We start from the raw sequence: 26,325 nt of genomic DNA on the forward strand, positions 1-26,325 counted from the left end.
GAGATACAGATCAAGAATTGGAAAAGTAAAAAGATGATCGAAAAATTAATTTCTCAAAATTAGCAGGTGGTTCAGGGCATCCCGACTTCACGTCGGGAGGGTCACTGGTTCGAATCCAGTAACTCCCACCAACCGAAGCCACGTTGCCGTGGCTTTTTTTTATGGCACACGTTTACATTTTATATTCTCACATTCTTGAGCAGTATTACGTTGGCTCAACTGATGACATTCTTGAGGAAAGATTGAGACGACATCTTACAAACCACAAAGGTTTTACATCTAAAGTTAAAGATTGGATACTCGCTTATTCTGAGCAATACAAGGATATTCATGAAGCATGGCAGCGTGAGATACAGATCAAGAATTGGAAAAGTAAAAAGATGATTCAGAAATTAATATTTCCCAAATAGCAGTTGGTTCAGATTATCCCGACTTCACGTCGGGAGGGTCACTGGTTCGAATCCAGTAACTCCCACAACAAAAAAGCCGCTTTATAGCGGCTTTTTTGTTGTTATCAAAAGCACAATCCAAGTTGTATGATCTATAAATCAATTATTTGGCAATATTTATTTAACTTTTTGGTTAGGAGTGAATCTGTTAACACACCGCTCCTAATCCATCACCCCAAATTCAATCCCCTGTGCAAGTGGCAACTCGGTGCCCCAGTTGATGGTGTTGGTTTGGCGGCGCATATAGGCTTTCCAGGCATCGGAGCCGGATTCGCGGCCTCCGCCGGTATCTTTTTCACCACCGAATGCCCCGCCAATCTCAGCGCCGTTGGTGGCAATATTCACGTTGGCGATGCCGCAGTCAGAACCCTGGTGAGAGAGAAAGTGTTCAGTTTCGTGGATGTTACGCGAAAAAATAGAAGATGAAAGGCCTTGCGGTACATTGTTGTGCATTTCAATGGCTTCTTCAATGCTTTTGTATTTCATAATGTAGAGAATAGGAGCAAAGGTTTCTTCCTGCACAATCTGGTAATGGTTCTCAACTTCAGCAATGCATGGCACAACGTAACAGCCCGATTCATAGCCCGGCCCTTCAAGTACCTTTCCGCCGTAAGCGATCTTGCCACCTTCTCTGATGATTTCTTTTTGTGCATGCAGGAAATCATCCACAGCTTTTTTGTCAACCAGCGGGCCCATCACGGTATTTTCGTCAAGCGGGTTGCCGATGTTGATTTGTTTGTAGGCATCAATCAGTTTATCGCGGAATTTCTCATAAATGCAATCGTGAATAATCACGCGCCTTGCGCTGGTGCATCGTTGTCCGGCCGTTGCAATGGCACCAAACAAGCTTGCCCGTAGAGCCATGTTCAGGTTCCCATATTGCGATACCACGATGGCATTGTTTCCTCCAAGTTCAAGTATGGTCCGACCCAAACGGTCCGCAACAATTTTTGCAACATGACGGCCAACCCTAACGCTTCCGGTGACTGAAATCAAGGGAATACGGCGATCGGCAAGAAAATCATCGCCTACATTTTTTGAGCTGGCAGCTACCAGGTTCAGCACGCCTTCGGGAACTTTGTTATCGAGCAGCACTTTTTGTATGATGTTGTGAACCGCAATAGCGCTGAGCAATGTTTTGGATGATGGTTTCCAAAGCACAACATCTCCGCAAACAAGTGCGATCATCGCATTCCATGCCCAAACTGCAACAGGAAAATTAAATGCGCTGATAACACCAACAACACCCAGCGGATGATACTGATCGTACATGCGGTGCTTTTCGCGTTCGGAATGCATGGTGGAACCGTAAAGCTGGCGCGATAAACCCACAGCAAAATCGGCAATGTCAATCATTTCCTGAACCTCGCCCAGGCCTTCCTGGTAAATTTTACCCATTTCGTAACTCACCAGTTTGCCCAGCGATTCTTTATACTTGCGCAATTCTTCACCAATCTGCCTGACGATTTCCCCGCGTTTTGGGGCAGGAACCATACGCCAGGTTTTAAAAGCTTCCTGCGCACGGGCCATAATGGTTTCATAATCATTCCAGGTTGCCTGTCTGATGCTGGCAATGGGCTTGCCATCGGCAGGGGAGTAGGAGTAAATTTCTTCGCCGAATGTTTGTATCCATCGGTTTCCGGTTGAAGCGCCGTGGTTCAGAGGTTGAATACCCAGCTTTTCGAGTGCCGGCTGAATGTGGGGATGTAATGCCATAAACTAAGCGTGTTAATGTTTGATGAAGATAACACGCTTTACAGGCCTTTGTTTATTCGTAGCGGCAGAGATATGCAGTTTCCTCTGACATTTTCACTTTGAAGCGCACATCTTTCGGAACCATGAAGGTTTCAAATGGTTCGTAGGATTTCCATTCTGTTTCGCCCGGCAACATTACTTCCATGATCCCGGAAACAACGGTCATGTATTCTACCGTGCTGGTTCCGAACTCAAATTCTCCTGGTGCCATTACACCCAGTGTTGCTTTTCCCTGCCTGCTGTTAAAAGCCAGTGATTTTACTTTTCCGTCGAAATACTCGTTTACATTAAACATAGTCGTATGGTTTTATTTAGTTAGTGTTTTTTATTTTAGTTCAAAGTTCAATGTTCCAGATTCAATGTCGAGCCCACTCCGAAAAGTCACTAATTGCTGATTTTTATCGTTTTTGACCCCTAACCCCTAAAGGGGAAACGCTAAAAATCAGCAATTTGTGAAAGTCCCCTTTAGGGGATTTAGGGGCAGATTGACTTTTCAGAGTGGACTGCCAACTGCCACTCTCTTTACCCTACTTATCCTCAAATTCAATTCTAATATAATCATCAACTTCTATTCCCAGCAGGCTTGCCGCATTGCCCCGGTTAATAGCAATTTCAAGAAAACCGGTTGAGCCAAAGAGTGCGACGATGTCTCCGTTGCCGACATCGCTGTAAGATGTATGAATTTTACGGATTTGGTATTCAGTATGCCTCACTTGTATGACGAATGCCCGCTGTTGTCGAACCCTGTTGAAAATTTCGCTGGTTATATTCACAAAAATATTCTCATAGCCATCAATATAAATCACTTTGCCTTTGATGAGCGAGGCTTCGATAACAGGATTAAAATGATGTCTTTCGGTTAGCATGGTTCGCACAAAACCCAATTCTTCAATAGGTTTGCCAGCCGCAATATGACAGGCAGCTTTTACAAAGCGATCGCGGGTGGAAAAAGTAAAATACTCTGAATCCTGGGGCATTTCTATCTCAATAGCTATTTCAGGGAATTCATTGAAAGCCAATGAAAATATCCCATTATCGGCTCCAACAAAATAATGGCCTTTATGAAAAATGGCAACATGAGGATTTTGTTCCGATTCATCAGTGTTTATGCCTATGATGTGAATGGTGCCTTCAGGAAATTCGCTATAAGTATTGCGCAGAATGAACGAAGCCTGCAAAATGTTGAAAGGGCTGACCTGGTGGGTGATGTCAATGATCTGAATGCCTGAGTCGTACCTGAGTATTGCACCCTTCACGGCCCCGGTGTAATGATCCTTGGGTCCCCAGTCGCTTATGAGTGTAATAACAGGCATGCTTAAACTTTATGCAAACTTCCGTAAAATTCCACTAATTTTGAAACCTCAAACCATTTAAATTAATTCTATTGCATGAGCGAAGCCCAGATCAACCTTGAAACCTACAACCTGATAGATATTTACGGAGTTAACGACCAGCACCTTAACGTTATAAAAAAATATTTCCCGAAACTTAAATTAATAGCCCGTGGCGATGAGTTGCGCGTAATCGGCGAGGAATCTGAAACCGAAGATTTCCAGAAGAAATTTACATTGTTGCTGCTAAGCCTCGATACTTTTGGTAAGATCACCGACAATGAAATTAACCAGATCATGGGCGGCGAAGAGGGTGGTAGTGCGACCCAAATATCAACACCTACGGGAAATGTGCTTGTGCATGGCCGAAATGGTATGATCATTAAGGCCCGAACCGCCAACCAACAGCGAATGGTTGATGAGTCGGAAAAGAATGACCTGGTGATTGCCATTGGCCCGGCCGGAACCGGGAAAACTTACACGGCTGTTGCCATTGCGGTGAGGGCGTTGAAAAACAAGGAAATCAAACGCATTATTCTCACCCGTCCGGCAGTGGAAGCAGGGGAGAACCTAGGCTTCTTGCCCGGCGACCTGAAAGACAAACTCGATCCTTACCTGCAGCCACTTTACGATGCACTGCGTGATATGATCCCAACGCAAAAGCTTCTTGCCTATCTTGAAGATGGCACTATCGAAATTGCACCTTTGGCATTCATGCGTGGCCGAACCCTTGATAATGTCTTTGCCATTTTGGATGAAGCCCAGAATGCTACCGAAGCCCAGTTAAAGATGTTCCTCACCCGCATGGGCCGCTCAGCCAAGTTTCTTGTTACCGGCGATATCACCCAGATTGATTTGCCCAAATCCCAGTCATCGGGTTTGGTTCAGGCAACTACACTGTTGAAAGATGTGCAGGGCCTTTCCTTTATTTTTCTGGATGAAACTGACGTTATCAGGCACAAACTGGTGAGCCGGATTTTGAGGGCTTATGCTGGCGCTGGCAAAAACAATTAGTTCGTTCTAATTTATCAGGTATGATTAAATTTATGAAGAGGACCCGAAAAGCCTATCTTACCTCCAACCATAAAAATTGTATGTCTGACAAATCCGCAACAGTGTTGCGGAAAACCGAATTTGATATTTCCTCAACAATTAACATAACATAACCCGTTCATAATTGTATGAAATCCACAATCACCAACACCAATTTCCAATTCCCCGGCCTTAGCAATTTTTACAAAGGCAAGGTTCGCGATGTTTATACCATCAAGGATGAACTGCTTGTAATGGTTACCAGTGACCGCATTTCGGCATTTGACGTGGTATTACCCGAAGGCATTCCCTACAAAGGCCAGGTGCTGAACCAAATAGCAGCAGAATTCCTGGATGCAACCCAGGATATTGTCCCCAACTGGAAAATCGCCGTTCCCGATCCCATGGTCATGATTGGCCGTTATTGCGAACCATTTAAAGTAGAAATGGTGATCCGCGGCTATCTTTCGGGTCATGCCTGGCGCGAATATAAAAGCGGTAAACGAAGCATCTGTGGCGTTCCCATGCCCGACGGCATGAAGGAAAACGACAGATTCCCGCAACCTATTATCACCCCAACCACCAAGGCGCTGGTTGGCCATGATGAAGACATCACCCGCGATGAGATCATCAGCACCGGCCTGGTTGACAAAGAAGAATATGAAAAACTTGAGCAATACACACTTGCTTTGTTCCAGCGCGGAACCGAAATTGCCGCAAAGATGGGCCTCATCCTGGTTGACACCAAATACGAATTTGGCAAAGCTAACGAAGAAATATTCCTGATTGACGAAATCCACACTCCCGATTCCTCGCGTTATTTTTATCTTGAAGGCTATGATGAACGCCAGCAGCAAGGGCTTCCGCAAAAACAACTTTCCAAGGAATTTGTAAGGGAATGGCTGATGGAACGCGGTTTCCAGGGCAAGGAAGGCCAATTGGTTCCCATCATGGATGAAAATTTTGTGAATTCCGTTTCCGAACGCTACATCGAACTCTACGAAAGCATCATTGGCCGTAAATTTGAAAAGGCTGATGCAAGCAATGTGCTAAAGCGGGTTGAAACCAATATCAACAGATTTCTGGAGGCGTATTACAGGTAAAAGTCTTTGGTACCTGCCCATGAAAATGCATTTTGCTTGTGAGTGTGGCCTTTGCTTGAATAGTGAGTTGCCACGAATGCACGAATGAATTCATCACATCCGGTAGATGCGCCTCGGCGCACAAGTTTTATTGCTTGAAACCATCAGTGAATCAGCCATGGCGGACACGTTTCCGTGGCAAAATAATCATCTGCGAAATCCGTCTAATCAGCGTCATCTGCGTTCTATTCCTTCTACAGCAGTAAATCAGAAAATGAATATTTACGGTTGACCAGCAAAATTCGGCTTAAAAATTATGGTTGACCATAATATTTCATATCTTTGTCTATAAATTTTTGTTATGTTAATCGAAAGAAGTATTAAATCGCAACTTACAAGCCAACTGATGAACTCAGAAAAAGTTGTAATTATTTATGGCCCACGGCAGGCAGGCAAAACGACGCTGGCTAAGCAGATCATACAGGAAACGGGATTGAAAACGCTCAGCATCAATGCTGATCAGTTGAAATATATTGATGTCTTGTCAAGCCGCGACTTAACCAAACTGACATCCCTTGTTTCGGGTTATGAAATGTTGTTCATTGACGAGGGGCAGCGGGTTCCGGAAATAGGGATCAATCTGAAAATACTGCATGATGAAATTTCCCATCTGAAAATCCTTGTCACTGGTTCATCATCGTTTTTGCTTTCAGAAAGAGTTTCCGAACCACTAACCGGGCGTAAAATCGTCAATACACTATTGCCTGTTTCCGTTTCAGAGCTTTCAGTTCATTATAACCAATTTGAGTTGAATGACCACACTGAAGAACGCCTGATTTACGGATCGTATCCCGAAGTAGTAACTAACGCCGGCAATATGGCAAAAGAAGAATACCTGCGGGAGATTTCCGAGTCCTATATTTATAAGGATATCCTTGAGATTGAAAACATCAAATATCCTATGAAGATAAGAGATTTATTGCGATTACTTGCGTTTCAAACCGGCTCGCAGGTTAGCATCCATGAGTTGGGAAACAATCTGGGATTAAACCGGGAAACCGTTGAGCGGTATCTTCATCTGCTCGAACAATCGTTTATTATTTTCAGTCTCGGAGCTTTCAGCACCAACCCACGAAAGGAAGTCAGCAAATCACAAAAGTTCTACTTTTATGATAATGGAATACGGAATGTGATGGCGGATAATTTTAACGGATTGAAATTGAGAAACGATGCTGGCGCTTTATGGGAAAACTTTGTGATTACAGAAAGACGAAAGAAGCTGCTTTCGGAACGATTGCATGTAAGCAGTTATTTTTGGAGGACTTACAATGGAGTGGAACTGGATTACATTGAAAAAAAGAACGAAGATATTTCGGCTTATGAGATAAAGTACGGACGTGCAAATCCCCAGGCTCCGAAATCATGGGTAAATAATTACGGGAATAATTATCGTTTCATCACTCGTGATAACTACCTTGAATTTGTGATTTGATTCGAAGTCAATTACGATTTTAACCAATTGATTTTTAGAACCCTGCTATCACGACTTCACAATAGATGATAAAAAATTGAATTGCAAATTCAAATATGTTCGAAGCGGAAATACAATTACAGCTAGCCGGGATGCACCGCTCCAATTATTCTAAAATTGAAAGTGGGCAACGTGAGATTTCAGTTGATGCCCTTAATAAAATTGCAAAGTATTTCGGGATGTTTATTGACCAGATTGTTAATTTTGATGGCGCCGTGCCAAAAGAAATAACCGTAGAAGATAAAACCCTGATGGAACAGGTTAAATTAATTCAGGAATTTGAACCATAAGAAAAAAACACATTATTTAAGATTGTGGATACTTTCCTTACCAAGAAAAAATTCAAGGATTTCTTTCAGAAAAACCTAGCTGCATTTATAATCAAAAAAGCCGGATTGCTCCGGCTTTTTCGTTTTATTCTTCTTTCAATACAAGTTCCTTGGGTATTCCTAGCTCCTCTCGTTTTTGTATATATTCATTCTTTGTAAATGGGCCATAAACATTAGAATATCGAGCAAGATTTGATAATGTATCCAAGGAATATTCGCTTTTCTCTTTCTTGTTGATTATCCAATATTGCTGAAAAGTGCTTTTTTCAAAGGCCTTATTAGATTCTGAATAATTCATTGCTTTAATACCGGGAATACTATCCCATGGGCGTTGAGATACGATAACAAAGGTTGAGTCAAATGTGTACTCTAAAATACAAGAACTTACCATTATAGTGTTCTCAAAATTCACAATTTGCAATGTATACCTCCCATCACTATCTAATTTATATCCATCTCCTAAATCAGGATATTTAGAGCAACCAGTAATAATCATCAAGGAAACTATTGTGAGTGTAAGTACAAGGTTTTTCATAATCTTATTCTATTTTGGTATGGTAGTAGTTCCATTAAAATATACCGGGAATGGGCCACCAAATATTAGTGGAACTAATGCAGCTGCTGGGCTTATCATTAAATTGTAATTAATCGCCGCTCCAAGTACATTGCCTGCATTTCTTCCCCCCGCTGAGCGGCAATTGCATTGCCGCTCGGAACATTGGATAATTTGTAATTATCCATCATCACATCTGTTGCAGGCATCTTCATTTGATTTTGCCAACCCTGCTGGCATGGCTTCGCAAAGCTATTGTAAAATATTGAATTGAATTACAAATTCACTGACGTTCGAAGCGGAAATACAATTTCCGCTTAGCCGTGAGTATTAATAACTTATCCGTGAATCCGTGGCATAATATATGATTCCTGAGTTCGTGGTTAATACATCATCTGCGAAAATCCGCCCAATCCGCGTCATCTGCGTTCTATTAATGCAATTTCCGATCTGCCGGGGTTTCTGATGAATCACTAATGATGATCCATTTGGTTTTTATCTGAATCAATATTTATTTTAATTTTACAGATCATTTATGCCCTTTGCCATGAGAATAATATTTCCCCTCATTTTGCTGGCCATTCTGCCAGTCATCGCAGTTGCCCAATGGAGCAACGATTCCAATCAAAACACTGCCATAGGGATTGCTGCGGGTGAGCAGGTGATACCCCTGGTTACTGTGCATCCGTCAGGAACAACTTACATTGCCTGGTTCTCACAGGAAAATGGAAACTATAATGTAAGGCTGCAAAAGCTCGATATTTTTGGCAATAAACTTTGGGCGGATAATGGCCTGTTGATTAGCAACAATCTTTCAATGTCGTGGCTAACTGACTGGGATCTGGCAGTTGACCAGGGTGAATGCGCTATTCTGGTTTTTCAGGATGTAAGGAATGGCTATAACAACATCTATGCTTACCGGATTTCTCCGCAAGGTGAATTCCTCTGGGGTTCAAATGGACTTGCGCTCTCCAATAATTCGGATTTTGAAGCAGCGCCGGTGGTAACAACCACTTTAGAGAACAATGCCGTATTCGCCTGGTCGCGTGAAAACACAATCATGATTCAAAAAGTAAACTCTTCCGGTCAGAAGCTTTGGGGCGAAAGCGGGATTCAGTTACAAGGCGCTGAAGATTACACCTGGCCAACTTTTATTCCGGTTCAGGAAGATGAGATCCTGATGGCCTTTTTCAAACAAACCGGTCCTTCCTGGGCTCCTACGAAAAACTTATTTGTGCAACGATTTGATGCCGATGGGCAACAGATGTGGGGTAGCGGCATTGCCATTTCAAATAATGCAGGAATACCGGCTTATGTGAAAGCCAGAATCATTTCAGACGGCGACAATGGTGCATTTGTTAGCTGGCACAGAAGTCCCGGTAACATTTTCGATGCCTACGTTCAGCATGTAAAGCATAATGGTAACCTGGATTATCCTGCTAATGGGCTGGTGTTGAGCCTGAGTACCGGAACCCACCAGCTAGACCCGGTAATGGCATTCGACGTCGCAACTGGTGACTTATTTCTTTTTTGGCGCGAACACGATGCCAATCAGAATAATCGCGGGATTTCGGGGCAAAGAATTTCTTCGTCAGGAAACAGGCTTTGGGGCGATTATGGCAAAGTAATCATTCCAATGCAAAGTGGAGAAAAGGCAAGCTTAGATGCTGCAATCACTAATGGAGAGCCAGTGATCACATTTTCAGATTCTCCTTCCGGGTCAGTAAATTCCTATTTGCGGGCAATTCGCCTGGATGATAACGGGAATACAGTATGGCTGGGAGGGCAACGCTCGGTTTCATCAGCGGCAAGCGACAAACTGCATGTTGTATCCACCGAATTTATTAACGATCAGCTTATCATGGCCTGGGAAGATAAGCGCAATGATGGTGGCGATATCTTTGCCCAAAACCTGAAGCCTAGCGGCACGCTTGGACCATTACAACCATCACTGGATGTTTATCCTGACACGCTGGTATTTGAACTGATGGAACATTATATTGATGGATTAAGTTTTGTTGTCAAAAACAACTTCCCGGAAACGCAAAGCATTGACAGCCTTACCCAATTTGGTAATGTAGGGGGATTAAACATGTATTTCTGGGAAATCTATCCCGAAATGACCAACCTTTTTCCTTATACACTTAATCATGCCGATTCCCTGGAATTGACTGTATATTGGTGGATAACAGTCACAAACCGGGAATATCTTTATGACACCGTAAAAATCTGGTCGGGTGGACAGGAATACCATGTGATCATTGAAATGGACCCGTCAAATTTCCCTTCAGGTATTGAAGAAAACCAGGCTAGCAATGATTTACGAGCCTGGCCCAACCCTTTCAGCGATCAAATAAGTATCTCTTACCCGAACCCAAACCATGAACCCGTAACATTTCAGATATTCGACAAAATGGGAAAAATGGTCAATACCTTTAACATTCCGGATTCCGGTTCAGAAAATGTCAGTTTCATTTGGGATGGGAAAAATGCATCCGGAAACAAATCAGCGCCGGGCGTATATTTTCTGAGGGTAGCGTCAGGCTCCCAGCAAAAGGTGCTGCGGGTTTTGTATATGCCGGAGTAGGTCGTCATGGAGAAGTTCAAAGTTCAAAAGGTCAAAAGTTGGGGGGTGCTAACTGGATGGTTTGGGATCAGGAATGAGATTTTATAGAATAACGTCAGAATGGCTAGAGCAGTCAAAAAGCTCCCAGGAAGCCAAAATCTCAAATCTTGAATTTTGAATCAAGAATTTTCTTTTTCCAGAATTCCAATCATCCTTTGCACTTCGCTTACGCGATACTGCTCTCCGCTTCCGTGATAGATTTTCTGCATTTCCCTTAACATCAAAACTCCAACGCGCAAATTGTCGGCGACTTCAAAAAACTGTGGTTGTGAGGGAATTTCGTGGTTCTTAAGAAAACGTTCGATTTCACTTTTGTTGAAAATCACGCCATCAAGCAATGGGTTGATGTAGAATAGAATTTCGCCGGGTTTAAATTCAGGTTTGAAGAAGGGTTGACTTGTGTAGGCAAGAATAAAGTTATCAGGTAAGCCAACATAAAAAACAGGAAGCGTAAGCCGTTGGCAAATGCCCAGGTAAATAGCGCCAAGAGAGGCCGGATGTGCTTTTTTGCCATCCAGCACCTTGTTCAGGAAAAATAGATCGGGTTCAAGCATATTGGAACTGTCGGAGGCCAGGTTCCAGGTTTGAAAAACGAAATGGTTTACCAGCCTTACACACTCCAGTGAAGTGAGATTCTCATTCAGTTCGAGCCATATTGACTTTTGCATGGCTGTGATCCGTTCGTTCAACTGAACCATGTCGAGATCGCGGAAATGATACTTGTTCAGAATTTGCAACAACTGGATCAGATCGTGGGATTCAGAAGCTTTCCAGCGCTGTACGTCGTTGATAATGCCTTCGGAATGAATTTTATGAATAAGCTCTTCGACCCTTTCAAGTACCTGCGGGTCGAAAGTGTTTTCAGCATAGTTTTCAAGCACCGGAATTACCCCTGAGCCAAGGTTTGTGATAGAGTCAGAAATCTCTTCATACAAACGCGAATCCGGTTCATCAAGCATGCTGATAAGAGAGTAAATCGGGTTACGAGTTTCCTGCTCCTGGTTTGAAGGTTCCATATAAAATCCCTGGTTTATGCTGTTAACCTTTCAAGCATGATCCGGACCAACTGATCCACATGGCTTTTATAATCCCTGTTGTATTCCTTACGGTGGCGGTTGGCAATGGCGACACAAACGGTAAGTGCATGGTGGCCCAGCAAAGCCGATAAGCCATACAAAGCCGAGGTTTCCATCTCGAAATTGCTGATTTTTAAGCCTTCGTAGTTGAATGTTTCCAGCTTTTGGTTCAGATCACTCATTCCCAGATCCAGCCTGAGCTTACGTCCCTGTGGACCGTAAAATCCTGGCGCAGTTGCGGTAATCCCTTTTACAAGTTCTTTTCCAAGTTTTTTGAGAAGCAAATTTGATGCTTTTACTACATAAGGTGTTGGAAGCTTGGCAGGCCAGTCAGCATGTTTGTAAAAAGCATCGGCTATATCCTGTTTAAACGAGGAATGTTGTGTTGAATAAAAATGAAGCAGCCCATCTAGCCCTATGGCATGAGAGGAAACGATAAAAGCATTGAGTGGAATTTCAGGTTGAATAGCGCCAGAAGTTCCGAGCCGGATTAGGTTCAGGGAAGTAAGTTCTGATTTGATTTCCCTCTTGTTGAGATCAATATTTACGAGCGCATCTAACTCGTTTACCACAATGTCAATGTTATCGGTTCCCATACCGGTTGACATCACACTGAGTCTTTTATTATTAAGTATTCCTGTGTGCGTGATAATCTCGCGGTTCTGAATTTTAAATTCAACCTTGTCGAAATACTTTGAAATGGTCTCAACGCGGCCCGGATCGCCAACAAGGATAATTGTCCCGGCAATATCTTCGGGATGTAATTTTAAATGATAAACGCTGCCGTCCTCATTCAGGATTAATTCCGACTCTTGCAGTCTGGCCATATCTTTCTCCTTACTTTTGCAAAATTGCAAAATTAGTTAAAATGTACCGAATCAATATTTTTGAGTGAATAGCTAACACAAAATGATTGCAGATATTATAAACATAGGCGACGAGTTGCTAATCGGACAGGTTATTAACACCAATGCTTCGTGGATGGCCGAAAGGCTTAATTCAATCGGCATCAAAGTAAGGCAGATCACTGCCATTGCTGATAATGGCGATCACATCAAAAGCTCCATTGATGAAGCTTTCCGGTTCTCAGATTTGCTTATTCTTACGGGTGGCCTCGGCCCTACAAAAGATGATATAACCAAACAAGTGCTTGCCGATTATTACAAATCGCAGATGGTGATGCACGAATCAACGCTGCAGGAAGTAGAACAATTTTTTAAATTGCGTGGCCGAACCATAACTGAGTTGAACCGCAGACAAGCTGAAATTCCTGAATCTTGCGAGCCCTTGGCCAATTCCAGTGGCACTGCTCCAGGCATGTGGTTCGAAAAGGATGGGAAAATCCTGGTTTCAGTGCCGGGCGTACCTTTTGAGATGAAAGCGTTGATGGAAGATCATATCCTCCCGCGTCTTGCATCCCGGATCAATGGCGATGTTATTATTCACAAAACCGTGTTGACCCAGGGTGTCGGCGAATCCTTCCTGGCCGATCTGATCGAAGCGTGGGAAGACGCATTGCCAGCAAACATCCGCCTTGCATATCTACCTCAGCCCGGAATTGTCAGGCTCCGGCTCACGGCAACCGGCAACAACAGGGAAATAGTTGAACAGGAAATCAGTCAGCAACTTGAGAACCTGATGAAGTTGATCCCAGGCTATGTTTTTGGCTTTGATGGTGATACACTTGAGGGCCTTATCGGAAAAATGCTTAGCGATAGTGCATCAACAGTCTGCACTGCCGAAAGCTGCACTGGCGGTTACCTTGCGCACATGATTACACGTGTTCCTGGAAGTTCGGAATATTTCAAAGGTTCGGTGGTAGCATATTCCAACGAATTGAAAACCAAATTGCTTGGGATTGATCCAGGCCTGATCGAAAAATACGGCGCGGTGAGCCGGGAAGTGGTTGAAGCGATGGCGACTTCTGCCCGGAAACTGCTCAACTGCACTTATGCGTCGGCTACATCAGGGATTGCAGGCCCATCAGGCGGTTCGGACGAAAAACCGGTTGGAACTGTTTGGATCGCACTTGCCCGGCCTGAAGGTGTGAACGCAAAACATTTCCTTTTCGGCAATAACCGAGAGCGAAATATCCATATAACTTCCCTCGCCGCTTTAAATATGCTTAGGCTTACTCTAAAAGGGGAACATATTGCTTTATGAGGATAGTGTAATGTCTGTGAATTTTTTACGTTAACTTAAATTAACTGTCTGTATTCGTGGGATTCAAATAAAATGGTTTTCAAAACCTTAATTTTTTCTATTTTAGCAAGCTAAATATTGCAACCCAATATTATCTGCAACAAACTGTTTTTTAGCACTTAACTTCGAGCTGATATTCTATCTCCAAATTCATATCCATGAGTAACCTACCATTTACCTTAAGAAAACTCGACCTGATTACCGGTTGGGTTGTTTTTGCCATTGCCACCGTTGTCTATTTTATGACTGTGGAACCAACTGCTAGTTGGTGGGATTGCGGCGAGTTTATTGCCACAGCCTATAAATTGCAGGTCACGCATCCGCCCGGAGCTCCGTTATTCCAGATGATAGGTAGGGTTTTCACACTTTTTGCCGGTGGCGATACAGCCAATATTGCACTGATGGTTAACATCATGTCGGCCCTGTCGAGTTCATTCAGTATTTTATTTCTTTTTTGGAGCATCACCATGCTTGCCGAAAAGTCCGTTAAGGCTACAGGTGAACTTACCGAAGCAAAAGTTTATATTATTCTTGGCGCAGGTATTGTTGGGGCGCTGGCTTATACCTTTTCTGATTCGTTTTGGTTCTCAGCCGTTGAAGGTGAGGTGTATGCAATGTCTTCTTTTTTCACTGCCATTGTTTTCTGGGCTATTCTCAGATGGGAACGTGTGGCTGATGAAAAACGACACCTGCATTGGATGTTGCTGATTGCTTATCTCATTGGGCTTTCCATCGGTGTCCATTTGCTCAACCTGCTCGCTATCCCTGCCATCGCATATATTTATTATTTTAAGAAATATGAGGTGACACCTAAAGGCATTATAATTACAGGCCTTATTGCTGTAGTCACCCTGTTTTTTATCATGAACCTGCTTATCCCGGGCGTGGTTCAACTTGAAGCTAAGTCAGAACTCTTATTTGTCAATACATTCGGCCTTCCTTTCAATTCAGGAACCATTGTGTTTTTATCACTTTTAACAGGTTTGATTGTATGGGCGCTGGCTTATACACAACGTTATAAAAAAGTGGTGCTCAATACCATTGTACTGGCCCTTACTTTTATCCTTATCGGGTACTCGTCCTTTTTTATGATAGTCATACGTGCCAATGCTGACCCTCCGCAAAACATGAACAGTCCTTCGGATGCAATGGCCATGCTTTCTTATCTTGGCCGGGAACAGTATGGTACATGGCCACTGCTGCACGGGCAATATTATAATGCTCCTTATGATCCGGCTGAACCTGCTTCAGACGGAACGCCGGTTTACCGCAAAGACACGACTGCCCGCAAATACGTAATTGTAGACGATCGCAAAGGGGTAATTCCAAACTACGACCCGAGGTTTGAAACAATATTTCCGAGGATGTGGAGCAATTCACGTCAGGCTCATATTGATGCATACAAACACTGGGGGAAAGTGAAAGGCGTACCCATTTCTACAACCCAGAGTGACGGGACAAGGGAAGTCCTGTATAAACCAACATTCGGTGAAAACCTGCGCTTCTTTTTCAGTTACCAGATAAGCCACATGTATTTCAGGTATTTTATGTGGAATTTTGTTGGAAGGCAAAATGATGTTGAAGGCCATGGGAACATCACCGATGGGAATTGGTTAAGCGGCATTAGTTTTATTGATAACTGGCGGCTGGGTAACCAGCAGGATCTGCCACCTGGAATGCAAAACCCTGCAAATAACAAATTCTATTTTCTTCCGCTGCTACTCGGATTGATTGGATTACTTTATCATTGGAAGCGCAATTATAAAGACACTGTTGTTGTCGCCTTACTTTTTCTGATGACAGGACTTGCCATTGTCGTTTACCTTAACCAAACACCATATCAACCCAGAGAGCGGGATTATTCCTATGCCGGATCATTTTATGCCTTTGCTATCTGGATTGGTTTTGGTGTGATCTCATTATGGGAAATTTTAAGCAAAGTACTTAAGAATGCTAAAGTTTCGGCAGTAATTGCATCAATCGTTGCACTTTTACTGGTTCCCGGAATTATGGCTATAGAAGGATGGGATGATCATAACCGATCCAATAGATATGTTGCCCGAGATTTCGCGCACAATTACCTGGTTGCCTGCGATCCGGATGCAGTGCTTATCACCTATGGCGACAACGATACATTTCCTCTCTGGTATATCCAGGATGTTGAAGATGTGCGCACAGATGTTCGTGTTGCGAACCACATGCTTGCATCCGGCGATTGGTATGTGCATCAGTTGGCCCGCGCGGTAAATGACTCACCTCCATTACCGTTTACCATCTCTAACGAGCAGTATGGGCGGGGTTCAAACGATGCTGTATATTTTTGGGATCGCGGCTTGCAAGGCCATCGCGAACTTAAAGAACTTATAAACTTTGTTGCAAGCGATGCTGACCATACAAAAGTAACGCTGGGTGGTCGGCGTATGAGCTATTTCCCAACAAAAAAGATAAAAATAACCATTGACCGTGATGCAGTGCTTGCCAACGGCATCGTGCCTGCGCATATGGCCGACCATATTGAGCCGGAACTGAGCTGGGAGGTTAAACCAAACGCAATTTACCGTAATGACTTAATGTTGCTCGATTTTCTGGCAACCAGCAACTGGACGCGCCCTTTGTATTTTACCAGCCCAAGTGGTATCCTGGAGGCACTCAATCTTGAGGAGTACATACACCTCGAAGGGTTTGTTTACAAGCTTATGCCTGTTAAAGCTGATCACTACGTTCGTGGATTAGGAGGAATTAACGTTGAGGCAACCTATGATGCGCTTATGAATAAAGCCAAATGGGGAAATATAAACGATCCACGCGTTACCGTTGACCGCGAAAGCATGCGCAACTCCATGTTCCCGCGCCAAAACTTTATGCGGCTTGCACAGGCGCTGCTTGATGAAAACCGGATTGATTCTGCCGTTGCAGTAGCCGATAGGTTCGTTGAGATCTTCCCTAACGACAAGTTTCCTTTCGATCGTTTTACCACTCCTTTCACAGAAGTATATTACGAAGCTGGAATGTTTGAGAAAGGCAATGAACTGGTTCGTACGATAGCCAATAATTATATGGCCGATATAGATTATTACGACAACCAAAGGCCTGCGGTTGCTGCTTATTTTGGCGAAGACCGTGAAATTGCAATGATTATGCTTCAGCGACTTTCAATGTCAGCCAGGGTGTATGATCAGCCGGAAGTAGCCGAAGAAATTGATTCTTTCATTACAATAAGAGGGCAGTAAAGGAAAGCCGCCAGACAAAGCTTTTATGTTTTCCGGTTCCTGCCCGTCCATATCAGAACGGCAATACCGGCTATCACCAATGGAATGCTGAGCCATTGGCCCATATTCAGCGCCATCGTTTGCTCAAACATTACCTGTGGTTCTTTAAGAAATTCAATCAAAATCCTGGCACCGAAAATCAGGATCAGGAACCAACCGAAAATGATTCCTCGTTTTGGTTTTCCGTCACTTTTACGATAATACCAAAGCAAGATCAGGAATATTGATAAATACGAAAGTGCTTCATACAGTTGTGTAGGATGGCGTGGTATATCATCTACGCTCGTAAAAACAAAACCCCAGGGCAAGTCAGTTGGTTTCCCATAAATTTCGGAATTGAAAAGGTTGCCCATCCTGATAAAAAAACCTGCCAGCGCAACTGCAATAACAATGCGGTCCATCAGCCACAGGAAATCCCATTTTTCCTTTCGTACAAACCACCACAATGCAAGCACTATTGAAATTGCCGCACCATGACTGGCCAACCCGCCTTCCCAGATTTTCAGGATATCAAGTGGATGGCGCAGGTAATGCTCAGGCTGGTAAAACAAGGTGTGACCCAGTCGGGCGCCAATAATAGTTGCAATAATCACCCAGGTTGCCAGGCTATCCAGCTTGTTTTCGGCAATGCCCTCTTTGCGGAACATGTTGCGGACAATTAAATAACCGAAATAAAAGGAAAAAGCAAACATGAGCCCATACCAGCGTACTTCGAAGCTCCCGATACTGAAAATCTGAGGACTTACTTCCCAGGTTATAAATGCAATCATAAAAGAAGGATTTTATGTTGGCCGAACCAACTATTTATTTTTGCTTGCAAATGTAGTCAACAAATTGCTCAACCGCCCGTTTAACACCGCTTGTATATTGAAAACCCGAAAAACCTTTGAACGCAGAGGATTTGTTTATTACATCGGCGAGCTTTAAATTTTGCTGAGGCAAAAAATTGGCTATCTCTTGCCGCTGAAATATTTTCGCTAAATATTCCTGTTCCGTCTGACCGGGAGTTGGAACAAAGAATGCTTTTTTGCCCATTACAGCCAAATCCATTACCGAAGAATAACCAGGCCTGCAAAGTACAATGCCTGCATTTATGATCATGTTTTTCAGGCGGTTTGATTCAACATGGGCATAAATAGTAAGATTGCCTTTTACAACCGGTTCCATATTTTTGCCAGGTATTCCCTGGAGCAGGATTATTTTTTCCTGAATCCCGGAAGCCTGCTCTGTGATCATTGTTTCAAAAATACTACGCTGGGGTTCAGGGCCGGAAACTATAGCCAGTATTTCGATCCGATCACTTTCATTAATTTCATTGTCTTTTTCAGAACCAGCAAACCTGCTTAAAGGGCCAATGTAATGCCGCTGTATGGATTCATCAAAATGATGGGATAATTCCCCCGCCAGGGATGGTTCTGTTTCATAATCCGGAATCCAGAGAAAATCATATTTTTTAATAAAGTACTTGTGAATTTTAAAAAGAATGTGTTCAAGAAAGGAAAGGTTTGAATTTGTTTTAATCCGAACCTGATGGGTCATATAAACGCATGGGATGCTCTTATTCCAAAGCCCAAAGCGGTTGTCAGAAATTAATCCATGTATATTATACTTTTTAATTATACGCTTTAGCGCCAAGTACTCATTGAAGATACCGTACAAAATGAGTGGGGACGAAAGCAACATCGCCAACGCCATTGATCCCTTGCTGGAATAAAGAAACCGGTATGAAGGGAGATTTATAAACTGACATTCAGGGAATTCGGTTTTCAAAAAATCCAACGATCGCCCATGACCGGCAATAAAAACCCGGCATTGAGATGTCATAAGTTGCCTGATAATCGGCACGCATCGCGTGGCATGGCCAAGTCCCCAGTCGAGTGGACAAATCAATATGTTAAGGTTATCAGGCAATGGATTTTTGGTTATTTTTACCTGTTTTTAAGCGAGCAGTTGAGGCTTGAGAAAGCAACTTTGAATAAATAATTCTGAATTCCTTGCAAAAAGTGAATGTTAGCCGCGAATGCACGATTGATAAATTTCAAAATACAGTGTATCAATAATATAATATGAGTCATTGTTAAATAATGTCACAAATTATTCCTTTTCGGAATGGACTCAATTTAGGTTTGTAAAGGTACAACTCTGAATTGAATCGTGTAATCACAGTCTTATTCGAACCTTCTATGAGTATCTTGCATCAAATTGCTCTTACCTTAATTCCCGGCATCGGCGATGTGCTAGGGAAAAAACTTGTCGCCGTTTGTGGCAGCCCGGAAGCTGTTTTCATTGAAAAGAAGAAAGCCTTGCTCAAGACTGAGCGTGTTGGCGATCTCATCGTGAATTCAATACTTGAGCACCGTGACACAGCTTTGGAAATGGCAGCCAGGGAACTTGAGTTCATCAACAGGTACAAGATAAATGCAGTATTTTATACTGATGCCGATTATCCGAAAAGGCTGAAAGAGTGTGTTGACGGGCCTTTGATGATTTTTTTCAAAGGCAAAGCTGACCTGAACCATGCCCGGATTGTTGCTGTTGTTGGCACACGGCATGCATCGCACTACGGCAAAGAGATGTGCGAAAAACTGATCACCGGTTTGAAAAACCTTGATGTGATGGTTGTGAGCGGGCTTGCATACGGCATTGATACATGTGCGCATAAATCTGCGCTTGATCAGGGTCTGAACACCATTGCCGTACTTGCCCATGGCCTTGACCGGATTTATCCGCCGCTCAACAAATCGCTGGCCGAACGCATGTTGCATCAGGGTGGATTAATCACTGATTTTCCTAGCGGCACCAATCCCGACAGGGAAAATTTTCCTGCACGCAACCGCATCATTGCCGGCTTGGCCGATGCAACCATTGTGGTAGAAGCAGGAATGAAAGGCGGGGCCTTAATCACCGCCGAAATCGCAAATTCCTACAACCGCGATGTTTTCTCGGTTCCCGGCAATATTGGCAATTATTATTCCGAAGGATGCAACTTCCTCATCAAAACCAATAAGGCCGCGCTGCTTCAATCAGCCGATGATGTTAAATATATCATGGGCTGGGGCGATGTTGCGAAGCCGCAGATAGTGCAAAAGAAACTTATGATCGAACTCAGCCCTGATCAGGAAAAGATTGTTGAGGTTCTTCAAACCAATGGCGAAGCGAGTATTGATCGGCTGTGCAATGAAACGGAAATCAGCCCGGCGCTTGTGGCCAATGCCTTGCTGAACCTCGAATTTGAAGGGATTGTAAAAACCCTGCCCGGGAAAATCTATAAGTTGCTTTGAATGGTTTAAGACCTGAATAATATACACTGCCAAGCCGCAATGACGCAAGGATATAATCACTATTACAAGACCAGTTTGTGAAATCGCCAACAACAACGTTTATGATGTGCTCAAACTAATTGCTTTGCTGATTAAAATTCCCACAATAACAATTGATCCGGTAAAAACTACCAGGATCAGGCTCACATCGGAAGTAAGCATACTGAATTCGAACACTGCATGAAACAGCGTCGCAGCAATCAAACCGGTCATGGAGTCAATAAACCTGTTTTTACGCTGCTCACCAAGACCCAAAAAGAAGCCTAGAATAATCGCCGTGATTATATTTGCGGGAAGTGTAAGAAAACTGCGGTAAAGCTCCTGTGAGTCTTCCTGAAAAAAAATTATATTCCATATCAATGCGGCAAGTGTGAAGCCAAGCGATGCCATTACGGAATACACTATCCCGTCAGCAGGATTATTCAGATCCTTACGGGAGAATGAAGCAATACGGATGGCCAGGAATTTTCCAAACTCACGCACAAATCCGGCAGTGACCAATGCATAAAATGCAACCCTTTTGATGTTTCCACCCAAGGGGAAGAAACCTGCCTCGTTAGTCAAATACACGCTAAACACATTCAGCGCAATGCTGATTATACCCAGAAAAAAAACAAGGAGCAGCGCAGATGATGAGCCTTTCCTGAATCTCAGGCCCAGGTAAATGTACATCAGAATAGCAATGAGAAGAGTAACGGCCGCTGAAATTAGGTAGTTAGTGTACATAATGGCAATGTTTGTTGTATGCAAAGGAAGTTGTAAATTTACAACAAAATTATACTTAGCATAAAATGGACGATTTAATTGTAAAAAAATTAACATTTGAGGAAATTGAACGCAAAGGAATTAAGAGTTGGCCTATCTGGGAAAAAGAAATCTCACGGTTTCCATGGCAGTACAATGGCGATGAGGAATGCCAGATACTTGAAGGCGAAGTAACGATTGAAACCAGCGGAGGCAATTATAACATAAGCACCGGCGATTTTGTAATTTTCAAGAAAGGCCTCAAATGTGTCTGGGACATCAAAAAACCCATTCGGAAACATTATAACTTTCCGGAATAATTTTAAATATTTTCACTTTGGAAGGAACGGTAACTAAATCCACAGGTAGTTGGTATGTGGTGAGGCTGGATGATGGATCACGTGTGGAATGCCGCTTACGGGGCAAATTCCGTACTGGTGGCATACGCACCACCAACCCTGTAGCCGTTGGAGATAGAGTTACAATTGCTATGGAACCCGGCAAACCAACCGCTTCAATCATTAAAATTGGCGCCCGGCATAATTACGTCATCAGGCGATCGGTGAAACTTTCAAAGGCGTCGCATATAATTGCAGCTAATATTGACCAGGCATGGTTAATTGCAACTTTGGCCATGCCTCGTACTTCGATAGGGTTCATTGACAGGTTTCTTATTACTGCCGAGGCCTACCATATTCCGGCCTGCCTGGTTTTCAACAAGCACGATCTTTACGATGAAAAACAATTTCTTGTTTTGAACCAGCTCATTGCCTTATATGAGTCAATTGGCTATCGCTGTTTTTTAACATCAGCGCTCGAAGGATATGGTATCACAGAGCTGCGTGATGCCATGAAGGATAAAACCACTTTGTTAACAGGTCATTCCGGAACCGGGAAATCTGCTCTCGTCAATGCTATTGAGCCCGGATTGAACCTTCGAACCAGTCAAATTTCGCAACAACATCTCAAGGGAAAGCACACCACCACTTTTGCCGAGATGTTTGAGCTTTCATTTGGTGCATTTATTATTGACACCCCGGGGATTCAGGAATTCAGCCTCACCGACTTTGACCGCAAGGAAGTCTGGGAGCGTTTCCCTGAAATGAGGGCTGTTAGCATGAATTGCCAGTTTCATAATTGTACCCACACCCACGAACCAAAATGCGCGGTAAAAGATGGTCTTGAAAATGGAAGCATCAGCAAATTGAGATACAACAGCTATCTGAGCATCCTTACTGATAAGGAACTGGATATTACAAGATGGGAATGATTTGGCGGGGGTGGAGTAATTGAGATATGGAATGATGGAGTAATGGAGCAATGATGAAATGTAGAAATGTAGAAATGGATTTTCAGTGAAACACTTTACAATGAATAATTTATGCGGGTAGTAATACAAAGAGTTACAGAATCATCAGTATTAATTGATAGCAAGATTGTTGCTGAAATTGGAAATGGCTTATTGATTCTTCTTGGAATTGAAGAAGCTGACGGTGAAGATGATATTGATTGGCTTTGTGGAAAAATTGCCAGGCTGCGGATCTTTAATGACGATCAAATGGTGATGAACCTTGCAGTAACAGATGTAAATGCTGATGTTCTTATTGTCAGCCAGTTTACACTACATGCAAGTACCCGCAAAGGAAACAGGCCTTCGTATATCCGCGCTGTAAGGCCCGAAGTTGCGATCCCACTTTATGAAACCTTTAAAACAAAACTTTCAGAGATGCTTGGCAAATCGGTTCATAGTGGCGAGTTCGGAGCCATGATGCAGATACATCTTGTAAATGACGGCCCGGTAACCATCATTATTGATTCAAAGGTCAAAGAGTAGAGGAAGACCCAGGACCCGAATCCCAAATCCAAAATTCAAAGTTCAAAGACACAAGAATGAAGTTGCCATTAATTTTATGAAGACTACTATAAACTACATATGCTTGATATTTCTGATACTCTTGTTGGGTTGCAACCGGACAGGGATATCTGGTGATCACGATATTTTCAGACCCGACTGGAGTGGAATAGACACTGCAAAAATTGATTTTAAATTCGGAGATAGAATACGTTTGAATTTACAAGACGAATATATTGACGCTGTAGTATTAGACTTTAGCCAAGATGAAACGGGACTGTGGATAGGGTTCTGCTTCATAAATGACGGTAAACTATTTGGAAGACAGATACCTAGTGGATTATTAAACCGTGAGTGTGTTGATTTGTTTGATATTGTCTATGTAAAGCAGGAATTTTTAACCACAGAAACTATTGTTGATAATTTACATATTGATATTAACGCTATTAGAATAGGTGCAATAAGCACGATGAACAATTATTCTGATTTGATTAGTGCTTTTAATTACGGATTGGAACAGCGGGAAAAAGAACCGACACCATGCAACAAAGGATTAGCATCACCAAATTCAATTAGAGAACGTTATTTTGAAATAGAAATGATAAATAAAAACTAGTAGCAGAACCTATGCTGAAGGTGATTCAGGATGTATTATTCTTCGCTTTTGCCCCAAGCTCTCAGTCCTAAGCCCAAAGCCCAAAGTCCTCAGTTCTTCGCCCTGTGCCCCATGCTCCCTGCTCTTTGTCCCTCAGCCCATCAAAAACTCAAACTCATCCCCAAACTGGGCATAACAGGCAATTGATCAATGCGTTCGCCGGTAATCCTGTCCTGATAAAATACATTGCTCCTGCTATACACATTGGTAACACTAGCTGTAGATTCAAGCTTGGTATGTTTGCCAAATTTTGCAAGATAACGAATGCTGAAATCCAACCTGTGATAATCGGATAAACGACCTTTATTCAGATCGGCATAAATAATGCCTAGTTGTCCGTTTATTTGCATGTAATCAGTGAAAATGCCATCCTGGAAAGGTATGCGCTCATAATAACCCTGCGATTGCGTAAATGGAAAACCACTGCCGTAATTAAAGCGACTGCTGATTTCCCAGCCTTTGTTTTTGCCAAACTGGTAGGTTCCAACAATATTTACGCTATGCCTACGGTCGAAGTGCGGGAAATAAGAAATTATGCCATCAAAGCGGTCAACGTAAGTAAGTGAGTAAACTGTCCAGAGGTAAAAGGATCTGTAGTCATATTTCAGAGATAAATCCACCCCCTGTGCTGCGCCTTTTTCAATAATGAAATCTTTTCTGAGTCGTTCAGGTTTATCTGCATTTGCAGGAGTATCTTCATACAATTTATCCCTGTTGAGGTTGGTAAGCTGTGTAAAATCTTTAATGTAAGTTTCAAGGTTCAGGAGAAGATGATCAGTAAGGTCATACTCCATACCGACGATGAGGTGACGGGCTTTCTGCAACTTATGCGTTATTTCGCTTCCGTCAAACTCCTTGGGCAGGTTTTCGGGTCCTGAAAGAAAACCATAAAACAAGTTTACAACATCGCGATCCGAAGTACCACTCATAAGATTTTGAGAATAAATGCCGGAAGCCATCTTTAACCGGAAATGATTGGTAACATTGTATTTGATGGCCAAACGTGGTTCAGGCGAAAATTCGCCAAGCGATGCATACCATTGTATCCTTAATCCGGGTTCAAACAAAAATTTGCCTGCGCTGTAGTGGTATTTCACATAACTGGCCAATTCCGTAGTATTTTGTTTTTGGTTGATACGCCATCCCAATGCATTGAAGAAAGTGAAATCGGTAAGAAATCCGAGGGATTCAATTCCATATTTAATGTGGTTCTTACCCATGAAATAGGTAAAGGCAAGCCCAACATTGAAGCCGTTGATTTCGCTGGTTCGCGGCCGTCCGTCGGCTTCATTCAATGAAATCATATAACTTGAGAACGAAGCGTTGCCTTCCAGGAGAGCAGGCGATTTTCCCGGGATCACCAAAAAATTCATACCACCACCATAGGTATCCCAATTGAATTCACTCACGAGGCGGTAATTTACATCATCCTGAAATTTGAACCCGAAAAAGTTGACCTTGCTGCCATTACCGGCATTGATAGAAACTTTTCCGTAAATATCCAGGAAGTTATAAGGCAGTCCGTCATCGTCAATATAATTGTAAAACAACTTTGAACTTTCCCTGAGATATGAGTTTTTGACTGAAAGGATAAACGAAGCACTGAAATCATCGGGACGGTCTTCGTTTAATTTAACAATCGGGCCTTCAACCAGCAACTTAGCTCCTAAAGTAGAGGCATCTACTTTTCCGGCAAATTTCGTACGGTTGCCATCACGGGTGGTTAAGTCCATGATGGACGAAATCCTACCGCCATATTCGGCATTGAATCCACCGGTATACACATCAACATTGCGCAGAATATCAGTGTCGAATACCGAAAACAACCCTATGGAGTGAAATGGATTATAGATGGTCATGCCATCAAGCAATACCTTATTTTGAATTGGCGGGCCCCCACGAATATAAAGCTGGCCCCCCTGATCACCGGTAAAAATTACGCCAGGCAACACCTGAAGGTATTGTGCAAGATCAGCCTGGCCTCCAAATGTTGGAAGTTGTTTGATCTGGCGTGGTGTAATCTTAACAACAGAAGTTCTGGTTTCAGTTTGTGCTTCATCACGCCGTGCAGTTACCTGAACACCTTCGAGTTGGAAAGCGCCGGGAACAACATAAAGGTTTTTGGTGATCACATCATTGGCCTTGATGCTCATGGGAACACTAAGCGTGTCGTGACCCATCGAGGTCACCATCAGCGTATAATTTCCAGGTGGAATGCGTGAAATAACATAATAGCCATTTACATCAGTTGCAGCGCCAATGGATGTGCCCTGAAAGTAAACGTTGGTAAAAATTACCGGTTCACCATTTTCTTTTTCATAAACAAAACCTCTTACAGTGCCGGTTTGTGAGTAAAGAGCAATTGAAAAAATCAGGTTAACAGAAAGGATCAGGCAAAAGGTAAAGGTAGATTTATAGGTCATCATACTAAAGGGGCTGTATAGTTTGTTATAGTTTCGCAAAAGTAATCAAAAAGGCTATTGAGGTTTGTGCTTAATTTCCGGTGAAAATTAAAGTTT

Annotated in this window: 22 protein-coding genes and 1 pseudogene; 13 read left to right on the plus strand and 10 right to left on the minus strand. The window is 42.9% G+C overall.

Annotation, left to right across the window (positions count from 1 at the left end; all coding sequences use genetic code 11):
- Positions 1–161 precede the first annotated feature (161 nt).
- Positions 162–410 (plus strand): GIY-YIG nuclease family protein, encoded by a 249-nt coding sequence (locus IH597_16225; GenBank protein MBE0664004.1) that lies wholly within the window; start codon positions 162–164, stop codon positions 408–410.
- A gap of 201 nt (positions 411–611) precedes the next feature.
- On the opposite strand, the gene IH597_16230 is transcribed toward IH597_16225, so the two are convergent.
- The 3 genes from IH597_16230 to IH597_16240 form a co-directional block, all read right to left on the minus strand.
- Entirely contained in the window at positions 612–2,165 is a 1,554-nt protein-coding gene (locus IH597_16230) for an aldehyde dehydrogenase family protein (GenBank protein MBE0664005.1), read from the minus strand.
- A 52-nt stretch (positions 2,166–2,217) separates the two neighbouring features.
- Complete coding sequence (locus IH597_16235; protein MBE0664006.1) at positions 2,218–2,499, minus strand: pyrimidine/purine nucleoside phosphorylase; 282 nt, start codon at positions 2,497–2,499, stop codon at positions 2,218–2,220.
- 232 nt (positions 2,500–2,731) lie between these two features.
- Positions 2,732–3,517, minus strand: a complete 786-nt coding sequence (locus IH597_16240; protein ID MBE0664007.1) for an SAM-dependent chlorinase/fluorinase — start codon at positions 3,515–3,517, stop codon at positions 2,732–2,734.
- Positions 3,518–3,592: 75 nt separating this feature from the next.
- Between IH597_16240 and IH597_16245 the strand changes: the two genes are divergently transcribed.
- The 4 genes and pseudogenes from IH597_16245 (at position 3,593) to IH597_16260 (ending at position 7,668) form a co-directional block, all read left to right on the plus strand.
- The gene (locus IH597_16245; protein ID MBE0664008.1) at positions 3,593–4,549 is read left to right on the plus strand and encodes a PhoH family protein; all 957 of its coding nucleotides are present in this window, start codon (positions 3,593–3,595) and stop codon (positions 4,547–4,549) included.
- A gap of 167 nt (positions 4,550–4,716) precedes the next feature.
- Positions 4,717–5,670: a phosphoribosylaminoimidazolesuccinocarboxamide synthase gene (locus tag IH597_16250; GenBank protein MBE0664009.1), complete on the plus strand. Its 954-nt coding sequence runs from the start codon at positions 4,717–4,719 to the stop codon at positions 5,668–5,670.
- Between the two features lie 340 nt (positions 5,671–6,010).
- The gene (locus tag IH597_16255) at positions 6,011–7,141 is read left to right on the plus strand and encodes an ATP-binding protein (protein ID MBE0664010.1); all 1,131 of its coding nucleotides are present in this window, start codon (positions 6,011–6,013) and stop codon (positions 7,139–7,141) included.
- Between the two features lie 131 nt (positions 7,142–7,272).
- Positions 7,273–7,668: pseudogene (locus tag IH597_16260) on the plus strand (helix-turn-helix transcriptional regulator).
- Here the strand turns inward: IH597_16260 and IH597_16265 are convergent.
- Positions 7,595–8,044, minus strand: a complete 450-nt coding sequence (locus IH597_16265) for a DUF3997 domain-containing protein (GenBank protein MBE0664011.1) — start codon at positions 8,042–8,044, stop codon at positions 7,595–7,597. The pseudogene IH597_16260 and the gene IH597_16265 sit on opposite strands and share 74 nt — an antisense overlap.
- Positions 8,045–8,609: 565 nt before the next feature.
- Here IH597_16265 and IH597_16270 point away from each other — a divergent pair.
- Entirely contained in the window at positions 8,610–10,649 is a 2,040-nt protein-coding gene (locus tag IH597_16270; protein ID MBE0664012.1) for a T9SS type A sorting domain-containing protein, read from the plus strand.
- A gap of 158 nt (positions 10,650–10,807) precedes the next feature.
- Here IH597_16270 and IH597_16275 read toward each other — a convergent pair whose 3' ends face one another.
- Together IH597_16275 and IH597_16280 are read right to left on the minus strand one after the other, a co-directional pair.
- The gene (locus tag IH597_16275) at positions 10,808–11,704 is read right to left on the minus strand and encodes a hypothetical protein (protein ID MBE0664013.1); all 897 of its coding nucleotides are present in this window, start codon (positions 11,702–11,704) and stop codon (positions 10,808–10,810) included.
- 14 nt (positions 11,705–11,718) lie between these two features.
- Positions 11,719–12,591 carry a nucleoside phosphorylase gene (locus IH597_16280; GenBank protein MBE0664014.1) on the minus strand — a complete coding sequence of 291 codons (873 nt, stop codon included), beginning with the start codon at positions 12,589–12,591 and terminating at the stop codon, positions 11,719–11,721.
- Positions 12,592–12,673: 82 nt separating this feature from the next.
- Here IH597_16280 and IH597_16285 point away from each other — a divergent pair, with 82 nt between their 5' ends.
- Together IH597_16285 and IH597_16290 are read left to right on the plus strand one after the other, a co-directional pair.
- Positions 12,674–13,927, plus strand: coding sequence for a competence/damage-inducible protein A (locus IH597_16285; GenBank protein MBE0664015.1), 1,254 nt, complete (start codon positions 12,674–12,676; stop codon positions 13,925–13,927).
- A 197-nt stretch (positions 13,928–14,124) separates the two neighbouring features.
- Entirely contained in the window at positions 14,125–17,196 is a 3,072-nt protein-coding gene (locus IH597_16290; GenBank protein ID MBE0664016.1) for a DUF2723 domain-containing protein, read from the plus strand.
- A 23-nt stretch (positions 17,197–17,219) separates the two neighbouring features.
- On the opposite strand, the gene lgt is transcribed toward IH597_16290, so the two are convergent.
- Together lgt and IH597_16300 are read right to left on the minus strand one after the other, a co-directional pair.
- Positions 17,220–18,005 (minus strand): prolipoprotein diacylglyceryl transferase, encoded by a 786-nt coding sequence (lgt, locus tag IH597_16295; protein MBE0664017.1) that lies wholly within the window; start codon positions 18,003–18,005, stop codon positions 17,220–17,222.
- Between the two features lie 34 nt (positions 18,006–18,039).
- Entirely contained in the window at positions 18,040–19,146 is a 1,107-nt protein-coding gene (locus IH597_16300; protein MBE0664018.1) for a glycosyltransferase, read from the minus strand.
- A 272-nt stretch (positions 19,147–19,418) separates the two neighbouring features.
- Here IH597_16300 and dprA point away from each other — a divergent pair, with 272 nt between their 5' ends.
- Positions 19,419–20,516: a DNA-protecting protein DprA gene (gene dprA / locus IH597_16305; protein MBE0664019.1), complete on the plus strand. Its 1,098-nt coding sequence runs from the start codon at positions 19,419–19,421 to the stop codon at positions 20,514–20,516.
- Positions 20,517–20,615: 99 nt separating this feature from the next.
- Here the strand turns inward: dprA and IH597_16310 are convergent, their stop codons facing one another.
- Positions 20,616–21,281: a PrsW family intramembrane metalloprotease gene (locus IH597_16310; protein ID MBE0664020.1), complete on the minus strand. Its 666-nt coding sequence runs from the start codon at positions 21,279–21,281 to the stop codon at positions 20,616–20,618.
- 65 nt (positions 21,282–21,346) lie between these two features.
- Between IH597_16310 and IH597_16315 the strand changes: the two genes are divergently transcribed.
- The 4 genes from IH597_16315 to IH597_16330 all read left to right on the plus strand — a co-directional run bounded on the left by IH597_16315 (position 21,347) and on the right by IH597_16330 (position 23,767).
- Positions 21,347–21,619 carry a cupin domain-containing protein gene (locus IH597_16315; protein MBE0664021.1) on the plus strand — a complete coding sequence of 91 codons (273 nt, stop codon included), beginning with the start codon at positions 21,347–21,349 and terminating at the stop codon, positions 21,617–21,619.
- Between the two features lie 17 nt (positions 21,620–21,636).
- Positions 21,637–22,569, plus strand: a complete 933-nt coding sequence (rsgA, locus tag IH597_16320) for a ribosome small subunit-dependent GTPase A (GenBank protein MBE0664022.1) — start codon at positions 21,637–21,639, stop codon at positions 22,567–22,569.
- A 111-nt stretch (positions 22,570–22,680) separates the two neighbouring features.
- On the plus strand, positions 22,681–23,133 hold the full coding sequence (locus IH597_16325) for a D-tyrosyl-tRNA(Tyr) deacylase (protein ID MBE0664023.1): 453 nt from the start codon (positions 22,681–22,683) through the stop codon (positions 23,131–23,133).
- Between the two features lie 103 nt (positions 23,134–23,236).
- Positions 23,237–23,767 (plus strand): hypothetical protein, encoded by a 531-nt coding sequence (locus IH597_16330; protein MBE0664024.1) that lies wholly within the window; start codon positions 23,237–23,239, stop codon positions 23,765–23,767.
- Between the two features lie 140 nt (positions 23,768–23,907).
- On the opposite strand, the gene IH597_16335 is transcribed toward IH597_16330, so the two are convergent.
- Positions 23,908–26,232: a TonB-dependent receptor gene (locus IH597_16335; GenBank protein ID MBE0664025.1), complete on the minus strand. Its 2,325-nt coding sequence runs from the start codon at positions 26,230–26,232 to the stop codon at positions 23,908–23,910.
- Positions 26,233–26,325: the final 93 nt, after the last annotated feature.

This window comes from Bacteroidales bacterium, from assembly GCA_014860575.1.
Taxonomy (GTDB): domain Bacteria; phylum Bacteroidota; class Bacteroidia; order Bacteroidales; family JAAYJT01; genus JAAYJT01.